The organism is Streptomyces sp. NPDC002144 (genome assembly GCF_053593695.1).
Genome location: NZ_JBSFDB010000024.1, coordinates 22,157 through 34,553 on the forward strand (window position 1 = coordinate 22,157; position 12,397 = coordinate 34,553).

Below are 12,397 nucleotides of genomic sequence, written 5' to 3' on the forward strand. Positions count from 1 at the left end.
TTGGGGGGTCCGGAGTGCGTCGTAATTCGCTGTGGCGGTTCTGCAGGTTCTACAGAAAGACCATGGGGATACGTAGAACGCCTGCTCTGTGGATCGTCTCGATCACAGCGATGGGGTTACTGGTCGGATTACTCACGCCAACTGGTGCCCTCGCTGCCGGAAACCGCGGTGACTACCTAGTCAAAGCCGAGAAGCAGCGGTCCGTACCCGTCTCGCCGGTCCGGGGCAAGGCCGCCAAGGTGCCGCACATGGGCCGCTGGAGCGCCGCCCAGGCACACAAGGCCTGGCCCGGAGGGGGCGCGGCCGACGTGTCCGTGCCCGCACGCGGCGTCGCCGCCGAGCACGCCCACGGCATCCCGGTCACCGTCGCCGCGTCCAAGGGGGCTCATCGGGCGGACACCGGCACTCGCGTCCATGTGACGCTGGCCGGGCAGAAGGCGGCCCAGAACCTCGGTCTGCCCGGCGTGGTCTTCAGCGTACGGCCGGACCAGAGTACGTCCGCCGGTACGACCCGAATCGGTCTCGACTACTCGGCTTTCAAGGACGCCTACGGCGGCGACTGGGCCGGCCGGCTGCGCCTCGTACAACTGCCGGCCTGCGCGCTGACCACCCCGCAAGCAGCTGCCTGCCGCAAGCAGACCCCCCTCGTCTCGACCAACGACGCCAAGAAGCAGACGGTCTCGGCAGAGGTCCGACTGCCGTCCGGTGCGCAGCCGGTGGTGCTGGCCGCTGCGGCGACCGGCTCCGGCGGCGGCGGTAGCTACGGAGCCACATCCCTCGCCCCGTCCGGCCAGTGGTCGGCCGGCAGCTCGAGTGGTGCTTTCAGCTACTCGTACCCCATCTCCGTTCCGGATGTCCCCGGCAGCCTGTCCCCGAGCGTGTCGCTCGACTACAACTCGCAGAGCGTGGACGGGCGCACATCGACCACCAACGCCCAGTCCTCCTGGATCGGCGACGGCTGGGACTACTCGCCCGGTTTCGTCGAGCGCAGCTACGCGTCCTGCTCCGACGACGCGGCGAACGGTACCCCCAAGACCTCGGACGAGTGCTGGTCGGACGCGGTCGACACGCTCACCCTCTCGCTCAACGGTTCGTCCAACACGCTGGTCCACGACGACGCCTCGAACACCTGGCACCCGCAGGGCGACAATGGCGAGAAGATCCAGGTCAAGAACGACACCGTCAACGGCGACAACGACAACGAGTACTTCGTCGTCACCACCGCCGACGGCACCGCCTACTACTTCGGCCTCAACCGCCTGCCTGGCTGGGCGTCGGGGAACGCGACGACCAACTCCGTTTTCACCGCGCCGGTCTACGGCAACGACGCGAACGAGCCCTGCCACGCCTCGACCTTCGCCAACTCCTGGTGTCAGCAGGCGTATCGGTGGAACCTCGACTACGTCACGGATCCGCACGGCGACGCCATCAGCTACTGGTACACGCCTGAGACGGGCTATTACGGCCGGAACAACGCAACAACACCGACCACGTACACCCGGGGCGGCTACCTCTCCAAGATCCAGTACGGCCAGCTCGCCGGCAAGGTCTACGACACCACGGCCCCGGCCGCCGCCCAGGTCTTCTTCGACACGTCCGAGCGCTGCCTGCCCGACTCCGGCTTCGACTGCGCCACCTCGAAGATGACCGCGGCCAACGCCTCGCACTGGCCGGACGTCCCCGTCGACCAGGTCTGCCCCGCCTCGGGCACCTGCAACAACCACGGACCGTCCTTCTTCACCACTCAGCGTTTGACCGGCATACGGACCCAGGTCCTGGTCGGCACGGCATACCAGAACGTGGACGCCTGGTCGCTGACTCACACCTTCCCGCCGACCGGTGACACCACCACCCCGTCGTTGTGGCTGAGCCAGATCGTTCACACCGGCAAGGACGGCGGCAGTCTGGATCTGCCACCCGTGAAGTTCGCCGGACAGGCTCTTGCCAACCGGGTGGACGGCCTGGACGGCTACCAGCCGATCACCCGCTACCGCCTGACCACGATCACTACCGAATCCGGTGAAGTGATCACGGTCAACTACACGGGCCCGCAGTGCCATCGAGCGGGGACCCAGGTCCTGCCGTCCAGCCAGGACGGCAATGCCTACAGGTGCTACCCGCAGTACTGGACTCCTCCGGGCCAGACCTCGCCCCAGCTCGACTGGTTCAACAAGTTCGTCGTGAACTCGGTGACGACCCAGGACCCGACAGCCGGCGGTCTCCCCGTCCAGACCTCCTACAAGTACGTCGGTGACCCCGCCTGGCACTTCAACGACGACCCGCTGACCCAGGCCAAGTACCGCACCTGGAACCAGTGGCGCGGCTACGGCACCGTCGAGACCCGTACCGGCACTTCCCCCGAGAAGATCACGCTGTCGAGGGCCACCTACTTCCGCGGCATGGACGGCGACAAGACGTCCACCGGCACCCGCAGCATCACGCTCGACGACAGCGCGGGCGACGACTCGCAGAGGGACTCCGACTGGCTGGCCGGCCAGACCTTCGAGACGCAGTCCTACAACGGCGACGGCGGAGCGCTGCTGCAGGACAGCGTCACCGACCCGTGGAGTTCGGCGGCGACGGCCACTCAATCCCGTACGAAGGCGAGCCTGGACCCGCTGGTCGCGCGCCGCACCAACGTCCAGCGGGCCCGCACCACAACCACCAAGGCGGACGGGACCAAGCTCACCACCGAGGCCGATTACACGATCGACGACGCCACCGGTCTGCCCAAGACCATGGACGACAAGGGTGACGTCTCGACCGCCGCGGACGACAAGTGCACCCGCACCTGGTACGCGCAGGACGCCTCCGGCAACCTGCTGCCGACCCCACGCCGGGTTCAGGAGGTCTCGGTCTCCTGCGCCAAGTCCCCGGACTACACGAAGGACCTGCTCAGCGACGACCTGACGTTCTTCGACAACTCCACGGACAACGCCGCGACGCCCACCAAGGGCGACGTCACGATGGTCCAGAAGGCCGACTCGGTCGCCGCCGACGGCACCATCCACCACATCACCGCGCTGCAGAACACCTACGACTCCTACGGCCGCGAACTGACGGAGACCGACGCCGACGGCCGTACGACCACCACCGTCTACACCCCCACCACCGGGGCGGCTCCCACCTCCATCAAGGTCACCCGCCCCAAGGTCACAGGCCAGACGGCGGGCTTCGCCACCACGACGACACTGGACCCGGCCCGCGGGCTGGACCTGAAGACCACGGACGCGGCCGGCTATTCCACCACCAGCGCCTACGACCCGCTGGGGCGCCTGACCGCCGTCTGGAACCCGGGCTTCTCCACCAGCAACAACGCCAACACCAAGTACAGCTACAACCTTTCTCCGTCGGCACCGTCCACCGTCACCACCCAGACCCTCCAGGGCAACAACGCCTACCGCACCTCGATCTCGATCTACGATGCGATGCTGCGACCGAGAGAGACGCAGACGGCGACGGTGGACGGCGGCCGGGTTATCACCGACACGGTCTACGACACGCACGGCTGGGCGGTCAGCAGCTCTGACCCGTACTACAACTCAGGCGCTCCGTCGGGGACTCCGGTCGACGCGCCGGACAACAAGACCCCGTCCCAGACAGGCACGGTCTACGACGGCGCGGGCCGGGTGACCGCGTCAATCGCCTATCATTTCGCCTCGGAGACCTGGCGCACCACTACGGCCTACCCCGGCTCCGACCGTGTCGACGTCATACCGTCCGCCGGTGCCGCACCAGCCGGTGCCACGCCGACCTCCACCTACACAGACGCACGCGGTCAGACGGTCAAGCTGCTGCGCTATCACGGCACTTCGGCTACCGGTGCCGCCGACGCCGTCACCTACTCCTACGACCCGGCGGGCCACCAGACGGGCCAGGACGACGGGCAGGGCCACGCATGGACCAGCCATTTCGACCTCCTCGGCCGCCGCACGTCCCAGACCGACCCGGACACCGGCAGCTCCAGTTCGACGTACGACAACGCCGGTCAGCTCCTCACCACCACCGACAACCGCGGCAAGACCATCAGTTACGCGTATGACGAGATGGGGCGCAAGACCGCCGAGTACGACACCACTGGTGCTGCGGCGCCTTCAGCGGGCAACGAGCTGGCCTCCTGGACGTACGACACCCTGAAGAAGGGCAAGCCCACAGCCTCCACCCGGTACGTGGGAGGCACGGGCGGCACCGCCTACACCAACACGGTCCTCGGCTATGACAGTCACGGTTGGACACAAGCCACCGAACTGGTCGTCCCGTCCTCCGAAGGCGCGCTGGCGGGGACCTACCTCCACCAGAACCAGTACAACCTGACCGGCACCCTGAGCAATTACACCGACCAGGACCCCAGCACCGTCAAGCTTCCTGAGGAGTCAGTCGGTTACACCTATGACGCTTTCGACCGACCCATATCTGTCGGCGGCAACAACTGGAGCTACGTCAACAAGCTCTCCTACACGGAATTCGACGAGCCGTACCAGTTCACCTACGGCACGTCGGGCAACTTCGCCCAGCAGACCCTGAACTACGACGACCAGACTCACCGCCTGGCGAGCTCCACCACGATCACCCAGTCCGGCGCGGTGATCGCCGACAAGACCACCTACGCATACCAGCCGTTCGGCAACGTCACGAAGATCACAGACAAGCTGGAGACCGGGGCCACCGACACCCAGTGCTTTGACTACGACTGGGCCCAGCGCCTGAAGACGGCATGGACGGCGACCGACGACTGCGCGGCCACCCCGTCGCCGGGCGCGTCCACCACTGTGGGGGGCCCCTCGCCGTACTGGCAGAGCTGGAGCTATGACGCCACGGGCGCCCGCTCACAGCAGATCGACCACGATCCGTCGGGCGACACCTCCCACGACACGACCGCCACCTACACTCCGTATGCGGCGGGCAAGGGTCCGGCCCACGCCGTCGCCCAGGTGGACAAGGTGACCCCGGGCGACGCTGCCTCCAACACCACGAACGCCTACACGTACGACGATGACGGCAACGTCCACACGCGTACCACTCGCGCCGGCACCGACACCTTCACCTACGACGTCGAGGACAACCTGTCGGAACTGTCCTCGACGGGCACGGCCGGTGACACGAAGTACCTGTACGACGCCGACGGCAACCTATTGCTCCGCCGAGCCCCGGACGCCACAACCCTCTTCACGGGCGACGAGGAGATCACCCTCAAGAAGGGCGCGGCGACCGCCGACGGCGTGCGCTACATCTCCATCGCCGGTGAGACCGTGGCCACACACTCGTCTGACGGCAAGTTCACGTACCTGATCCCGGACCGTCAGGGCACCGGCACCCTGGCCATCGACTCGCAGACCCAACAGGTGGTTCGCCGTCAGTACAAGCCTTTCGGAGAGGCACGCGATCAGTCCGGAACCTGGACCGCGGGACAACGCGGCTTCGTCGGTGGAACCCAGGACGACAACACGGGCCTGACCAACCTCGGGGCGCGTGAGTACGACCCGTCGATCGGCCGTTTCCTCAGTCCGGACCCCTTGCTGGACGCCGGCGCCCCGCAGTCCTGGAACGGGTACGACTACGCGGACGACTCTCCGGTCACGACGTCCGACCCCTCCGGGGCCTGCGCAGAGGCAGACTGCAACACTCGCAACTGCCCGGCCTGCCTGAACCGCACCCCCACCGACAAGAACCCCAACTCGAAGGCCCTGCACGACTACCCGGGCTCGGGCAGCACGCCCACCAACACCAAGGCCTACGCCAAGAAGTACAAGGCCGACATCAGCAACAGTGCGGCGAACACGCGAGCGCAGGAGCGCGCGCTGGAGCGGCAGAAGGCGACAGCGGACGCGGCCGTCGCGGCTGCAAGAAAGCAAGCGTCGGGCTTCAAACACCGCTTGCTCAGCATGGTCGCGGACGTCATCGGCCTCACCGACGCCTACAACTGCTTCACCAAGGGCGATGTGATGGGCTGCATCAGCACGGCCCTGAACTTCGTGCCGTGGGGCAAGGTCTTCAAGGCGATCAAGGTCGGCGTCGAGGCCTTCAAGGTCTGGCGCGCACTGGACAGGGCCTACACCGCGGTCAAGGACGCGGAGGAGGCCGCGAAGGTCGCCGAGGACGCGGTGGCGGCGGAACGCTTCGTCGTGGAGGCGGAAGGTGCGGGGGCCGAGGCGGCCGAAGCATGCGCGGTGCACAGCTTCGTCCCCGACACCGGTGTCCGCCTGGCCGACGGCTCCTCGAAACCGATCAGCAAGGTCAAGGTCGGCGACACGGTCCTCGCGACGGATCCGCAGACGGGGGTCACGGCGCCGGAGAAGGTCCAGGCCGTGATCGTCACGAAGACGGACAGAGACTTCACGACGCTGACCCTGGACACGGCACCGACTCGGGGGCCGCCGCACAAGACGAGGACCGACAAGTCCGCCCAGGGAACCCTCACCACCACCTGGCACCATCCCTTCTGGGATGTCACCCGCCACCGCTGGACCGACGCCCACGACCTGACGCCGGGCACGAAGCTGCGCCAGGCCGACGGCACGACGGTCACGGTGGCTGGCGTTCACAACTTCCATCAGCAGCGGGTCACGTATGACCTTACGGTCCAGGAATTTCACACCTACTACGTGCGTGCGGGCGTCGCATCTCTGCTCGTGCACAACTGCTCCACCACCATCACCGCACGACAGGCCAGCCTGATACGTCCAGGACCGCACGCGGATGAGTCCGTCGCTGCAACCGGAGCCGATGTCACCGCCGAACAGTCCGAGGCGATGCAGGGCCTGCCGTGCCACTCCTGCGGGAGTACGGCTGAGGGCGAGACCATGGTCGGAGACCACCAACCTGCTACCGGGCTAAACCCTGAAGCCGGGCAACGACTTTATCCGCAGTGTCCGGCCTGCAGTAGTGACCAGTCCAGGGCGGTACTCAGGGCGCAGAAACTCATGCGTGATCACTTCAACATGCCGGATCCGAGGGCGGAGGGCTACTACGATAAACTTATGTCGATCCTCGACAGTCATATCAGCGGTTAGTCACGATCCGGAGTCGGTCATGCAAATAGGGGCGGTACAGTTCCTTTTGAGTCACCCATTGGTGATGATCGGTCCCGTGGGGGAGGTCGAGGATTTCGCAGAGATCCCTCTGGTCGGGCCGATGCCGCCAGGAATGTCACATCTTGCCGTCCCGGCCCGCTCTCAGATTGCTATGGTTCAGGTTCGTATGTGGAGCGGCGCGCATCCTGATGTAGGAGCGGTCGTGTTCAATACTTCATTGCACCTTCCGGATGGCGCCATCGCGGTGTTCGATGTCGACAGGACCAGCCGATTCGAACGAGTAGTCGGGAAGGCGGGAAAACAGCATCTGATGGTTCGAGTGGACGATTCCCGTCACGCATCGATGGTCGACGTCGTGGTCAATCCCGGGTCTGACAAGGTAAGTCTCAGCAGAGTCGAAGGTTACGCCGTTGCAGGAGTGGACGGTGTTTCGGGAAACATCACCCCAGCCGAGGAGTTGAGTTTGATTCTTGCTGGGAACAGTATCCCGGAGGCACGCTTGGTGAACGCGCTCAATCTCATTATAGCGGAATGGAACAGGGGTGCTGATGATCGGCAATCCCGCGTGAATCATCATCGAATCCTGCGGATTGTTGAATGGCTAAAAGGGGTGTATCCGGAAGTGCACTTCGAGCGCTGGGTGGATATTTCTCGTTTCATTGAAGGGCAGGTCTTGTGTGCAAATGGTCTTGTCGTCGAAGGGGATTCGGTTTCGCTTGCAAAGGCGGTAATTCGCAGAGTTGAAGAGTTTTACAAGGTATCTTCGTGATGCAGTGCGCTCTGTTCGCGTTGATCGTAAGTGGGGAATAGCGTGAACTAGGATCCAGTTCTTCCTCAAAGGAAGGCGCTGGGCACACAAAGAAGATTGTTGTCATTGCCGGCCTGCTGCTGGCCATTGTGTCGGCCGTCGGCTGCACTCTCAGCGGAGGCAAGGGCGATGCAGCGCACGTCACTTCGGCGGCTGTCGTGGCGTCTGCCAGCAGTGCGGAGGCCACGTCGGCTTCTGATTCCGCGCAGAAGTTGACCGCCCTTGATGGGACTGGTCGGCCCGCCGCGCAGTATCAGCAGGTTCTTGATGCGTTGGCTCCGCGCTGCAAGGAAGACCGCTCCGGGCTTGCGGACGTCGTCAACGCCGCGCTGCGGAACCTGCGGAAGCGTGGAGTCGGTGACCTGGACGCGTTCGGTGTTCTGCAGCAGTTGGAGCGGTCTGTGCCGACTGGGAACCCGCGGGTCACGTGCGCGGCGGCTGCTTCGGCTTACGTGAAGACGAGGGGAGAAGGTTAGGTTCGGGGCGCTTGATCCTGGGGCTGGGTCTTCAGGGCTTCGATGAAGGTGGTGAAGGCCGTCCACGGGAAGGTGAGGATGCCGGCGGGCGGGGACTTTGAGTCGCGGATGGCTGTGTGGGTGGGGGAAGTGGATATCTCCACGCAGGCGTCGCCGTCGCCGGGACCGGAGTAGGAGGACTTGCGCCAGTCGCCGGGGGTGTCCATGGGTGCCTCACAACTCTTTCGCCAGTCGGTGGATGAAGTCGCGCGACCGGTCAGGGGCGAGCGACACGGCCTCCACTCTATGAAAGAGCGTTCGAAAAGCGCTGAGCTGGGCCTCGGAGTCGATGAAGGCAGCGCCGTGCGGGCCGTCGCGTACGACGGTGTCGAGTTTGGGTAGGGCGCCCTCCGCGTACGTCATCGCACTCGTGGCGCCGGCGAAGTCCTCCAAGTCGAACGGGATGACTCGGACGGTGATGTGATCCGCTTCGGAGAGTTCGGCCAAGCGGGCGAGCTGGGTGCGGGAGGCGGCTCGGTCGCTCACCATGATGCGGAGTGCCGCCTCGTGGATGACGGCCTCGTAGGGCGTGGGGGCTGGGCCGTCGAGGATAACCTTGCGCCGCATTCTGTGGCGTACGCGCAGCTCAAGGTCCTCGCTGGGGAGTTCGGGGACCCGGTAGCCGTAGACCGCGCGAGCGTACTCCTCTGTCTGGAGCAAGCCGGGGATGTACAGGAACTGCACCTCCCGGAGTGACGTGGCGTGGTGCTCCAGCTCCGCGAGGTCGAGGAACGGTGTGGGAAGCAGCTCTCGGTACTCCTCCCACCAGCCGCGCGTACGGTCGGTCGCCATCACCGAGAGCGCTTCGATCAACTCGTCATCGGCGCATGAGTAGTTGGCGGCCAGCAGGCGCAGTCTCTTCTCACTCACGCCCGCGAGTCCGGATTCGATGTGCGTGATCTGCGCGGGGCTCACACCGAGCATTGCCGCCGCTTCGCGGGCGCTGAGGTCTGCCGCTTCGCGGAGTCTGCGCAGTTCGGTCGCCAGCCGAGCCTGGCGTGCTGTCGGTTCGCGCCTCAAGGGTCTCGACCGCTCCTAGGTCCAACGCGCCTGCTGGCGCTACTCGGTCGGCGTCAGATTACGCGCTCGGCTTGCTTTGTCTATATATTTAGATTTACTGTCTGTGGCGCGACGAACACACTGCGGCACCGCGGGACCCCGGAAGCGCACCGCCCCGTCATGCCATGACGGTTGCGGCACTGCCACCGCCCGACTGCCGTAACCCCCCACCATTTGAGCGGAGTTGACGTATGTCTGAGGACAAGTCCGAAGCCTGGGAGTACTGCCTCCATATTCCGAACGACCTTCGTGCGGTCACCGTCAGTCGCCGTACCCTCCGCCTGATCCTCACCCTGCATGGGCTCATCGGGCTTGTGGATGTTGCCGAGCTGCTCGCAGCGGAGCTGGTGTCGAATGCCGTGCGGCATACGAAGGGGCCCGCTGATCTGCGGGTGTCCTGGGCCGCGGGGGTGTTGTGGATCGGGGCGTGGGACGCGGATCCCGAACCGCCTGAGCCGCCGGGGGAGTTGGAGCGGCTTGAAGAGGCGGAGGAGGGGCGGGGGCTGGGGTTGGTGCGGGCCTGTTCCCGTGTGTGGGGGTGGCAGCCTTCGGCCAGGGGTGGCCGGCGGGGCAAGGTTGTGTGGTGTGAGGTGACCGCGGCGATGGGGGCAGTGGCTTCCTGATGGCCGCCTTCAGGTGACGCACCAGGGCCGTGCCCCCCTCTGGTGGGTGGGCACGGCCCTTGGTGTTCGGTGGGGTGGGGTCAGTTCTGGATGACCATCGTGCTCGCGGCCTTGTCGTGCCAGCCCTGCTGGCGGCCGGACTTGTCCCAGAACGGGGACAGGTAGACCAGGAGCGAGCCGATGCCGCACAGGAGGCTGCCGACCTGGGGGATGACCCAGCGGATGAAGGACGAGCCGACGCCGGGCTTCTCGCCGGTCTCGGCCTTCACCACGCGCAGGCCGACGGCCATCTTGCCGAGCGTCGCGCCGAGGAGGCCGATCATCAGCACCTCGTAGAGGAGGCTGGCGACGATGATGATGCCGAAGACCGCGCCGAACTTGGCCAGGAAGTCCGAGCCGGCGTTGTTGATGCAGGTGTTGTAGTCGGCGGCGTTCGGGTCGCAGTCCTTGACCGAGTTCGCCGCGCCCGCGATGCCGGCGAAGGTGAGGACGATGTAGACCACGCCGATGATCAGCCCGTCGATCAGCCGGGCGCCGAAGCGGCGGCCCATCGAGGCGACGTTGGGGACGGGGCCGCCGGGGTAGCCGCCGCCCTGGGGATAGCTCGGCTGCTGGGGGTAGCCGTACCCCGGCTGGCCTGGCTGCTGCGGGTAGCCGTAACCGGGCTGACCCGGCTGCTGGGGATAGCCGTAACCCTGCTGCGGCGGGACTCCCTGCGGGGGCTGCTGCGGGTAGCCGTAACCGGGCTGCTGCGGGTTCTGCGGCTGACCGTAGGGATTGTTGGGCGAGCCGAAACTCATGGCCGGTCTTCCTCCGTTGCGCTCTGCGGGGACGATGCGGATTGCGCGGAGGAATCACACGATGTGAGCGGTTTGCCCCCCGAACATGAACCGCGATACTGCGCCGTTCATGCTTCTTCACCCCTGTGTGGCTTGTCCAGCCGGAAATCAGATGTGTTGTGCAAGTGCAATCCGGCTGATCATGGGCGTGGGGGCAGGGCGTGGGCGCTGGTGGCACCCGGATTGGAACCGGGGGGCGGTCATCCGCGAGGATGGGGTCATGACCGCCCAGATTCTCGATGGCAAGGCCACCGCAGCCGCGATCAAGTCCGATCTGACCGCCCGCGTGGCGGCGCTGAAGGAGAAGGGCGTCACGCCCGGCCTCGGCACGATCCTCGTCGGCGACGATCCCGGCAGCCAGAAGTACGTCGCGGGCAAGCACCGCGACTGCGCCCAGGTCGGCATCGCCTCCATCCAGCGCGAACTGCCGGACACCGCCACGCAGGAGGAGATCGAGGCGGTCGTACGGGAGCTCAACGAGGACCCGGCGTGCACCGGTTACATCGTGCAGCTGCCGCTGCCGAAGGGCATCGACGAGAACCGGATCCTGGAGCTCATGGACCCGGACAAGGACGCGGACGGGCTGCACCCGATGAACCTCGGGCGGCTGGTCCTGAACGAGCCGGCGCCGCTGCCCTGCACCCCGAACGGTGTCCTCACCCTCCTCCGTCAGTACGGCGTCGAGATCAAGGGCGCCGAGGTCGTGGTCGTCGGCCGCGGTGTCACCATCGGCCGGCCGATGCCGCTGCTGCTCACGCGGCGCAGCGAGAACGCGACCGTCACCCAGTGCCACACCGGCACCCGGGACCTGTCGGCCCACCTCAAGCGCGCGGACATCATCGTCGCGGCCGCCGGTTCCGCCCATCTGATCCGGCCCGAGGACGTCAAGCCGGGCGCCGCCGTCCTGGACGTCGGTGTCTCGCGCAGCGCCGAGGGCAAGATCGTGGGCGACGTCCACCCCGGGGTCGCCGAGGTGGCCGGCTGGATCTCCCCGAACCCGGGCGGCGTCGGCCCGATGACCCGCGCCCAGCTGCTCGTCAACGTGGTCGAGGCGGCGGAGCGCAGTGTCGGCTGACGCCCGGGACGCCCGGCGCCGGCGCGTGCCGCAGGACCCGGAGAAGCAGGCGGAGGCGGCGGTCCGCGAGGCGATCAACGCGACGACCGGCACCAAGGGCACGCCGGGCGGCGAGGCCGACCGGCCCGGCGGCGACGCGAGCGAGCCCGAGGGCACGCAGCGGCGCAGGGCCGCCGGGGAGACGGGCCGGGACGCGCGGGACGCGCGGGACACCGAGGGCCCGCCCGGTCGCGGGTCGGGTGGATCGGGCGTCGGCGGCATGTCGCAGGGCGCCGCGAAGGCCGACAGTGGTGCGTCGGGCGCCGGGGGCATGTCGCAGGGCGTCGCGAAGGCCGATCGGGGTGCGTCAGGTGCCGGGGGCACCTCGCGTGGCGTCGCGAAGACCGACCGTGGTGCGTCAGGTGCCGGGGGCACCTCGCGTGGCGTCGCGAAGGCCGATCGGGGTGC

General features: G+C 66.7%; 7 protein-coding genes. 4 read left to right on the plus strand and 3 right to left on the minus strand.

What is annotated here, in order from left to right:
* Positions 1-248 precede the first annotated feature (248 nt).
* A complete protein-coding gene (locus tag ACWCQ1_RS31140) occupies positions 249-7,010 on the plus strand; it encodes an RHS repeat-associated core domain-containing protein (protein ID WP_451027864.1) in 6,762 nt (2,253 codons plus the stop codon).
* A 76-nt stretch (positions 7,011-7,086) separates the two neighbouring features.
* Positions 7,087-7,800, plus strand: coding sequence for a hypothetical protein (locus ACWCQ1_RS31145; protein ID WP_451027865.1), 714 nt, complete (start codon positions 7,087-7,089; stop codon positions 7,798-7,800).
* Between the two features lie 511 nt (positions 7,801-8,311).
* On the opposite strand, the gene ACWCQ1_RS31150 is transcribed toward ACWCQ1_RS31145, so the two are convergent.
* The gene (locus ACWCQ1_RS31150) at positions 8,312-8,521 is read right to left on the minus strand and encodes a DUF397 domain-containing protein (protein ID WP_133043179.1); all 210 of its coding nucleotides are present in this window, start codon (positions 8,519-8,521) and stop codon (positions 8,312-8,314) included.
* Between the two features lie 7 nt (positions 8,522-8,528).
* Entirely contained in the window at positions 8,529-9,374 is an 846-nt protein-coding gene (locus ACWCQ1_RS31155; protein WP_451027866.1) for a helix-turn-helix domain-containing protein, read from the minus strand.
* Between the two features lie 230 nt (positions 9,375-9,604).
* On the opposite strand from ACWCQ1_RS31155, the gene ACWCQ1_RS31160 reads away from it, so the two are divergent.
* A complete protein-coding gene (locus ACWCQ1_RS31160) occupies positions 9,605-10,036 on the plus strand; it encodes an ATP-binding protein (RefSeq protein ID WP_451027867.1) in 432 nt (143 codons plus the stop codon).
* 80 nt (positions 10,037-10,116) lie between these two features.
* Here the strand turns inward: ACWCQ1_RS31160 and ACWCQ1_RS31165 are convergent, their stop codons facing one another.
* Positions 10,117-10,836 (minus strand): RDD family protein, encoded by a 720-nt coding sequence (locus ACWCQ1_RS31165; RefSeq protein ID WP_451027868.1) that lies wholly within the window; start codon positions 10,834-10,836, stop codon positions 10,117-10,119.
* Positions 10,837-11,095: 259 nt separating this feature from the next.
* Here ACWCQ1_RS31165 and ACWCQ1_RS31170 point away from each other — a divergent pair, with 259 nt between their 5' ends.
* A complete protein-coding gene (locus ACWCQ1_RS31170) occupies positions 11,096-11,950 on the plus strand; it encodes a bifunctional methylenetetrahydrofolate dehydrogenase/methenyltetrahydrofolate cyclohydrolase (protein ID WP_133043176.1) in 855 nt (284 codons plus the stop codon).
* The last annotated feature ends 447 nt before the right edge of the window (positions 11,951-12,397 follow it).

What these genes read in the sequence shown, in the direction of transcription:
- ACWCQ1_RS31140 (WP_451027864.1), top strand. Translation starts at nt 249, where the DNA reads ATGGGCCGCTGGAGCGCCGCCCAGGCACACAAGGCCTGGCCCGGAGGG.
- ACWCQ1_RS31150 (WP_133043179.1), bottom strand. Translation starts at nt 8,521, where the DNA reads ATGGACACCCCCGGCGACTGGCGCAAGTCCTCCTACTCCGGTCCCGGC.
- ACWCQ1_RS31160 (WP_451027867.1), top strand. Translation starts at nt 9,605, where the DNA reads ATGTCTGAGGACAAGTCCGAAGCCTGGGAGTACTGCCTCCATATTCCG.
- ACWCQ1_RS31165 (WP_451027868.1), bottom strand. Translation starts at nt 10,836, where the DNA reads ATGAGTTTCGGCTCGCCCAACAATCCCTACGGTCAGCCGCAGAACCCG.
- ACWCQ1_RS31170 (WP_133043176.1), top strand. Translation starts at nt 11,096, where the DNA reads ATGACCGCCCAGATTCTCGATGGCAAGGCCACCGCAGCCGCGATCAAG.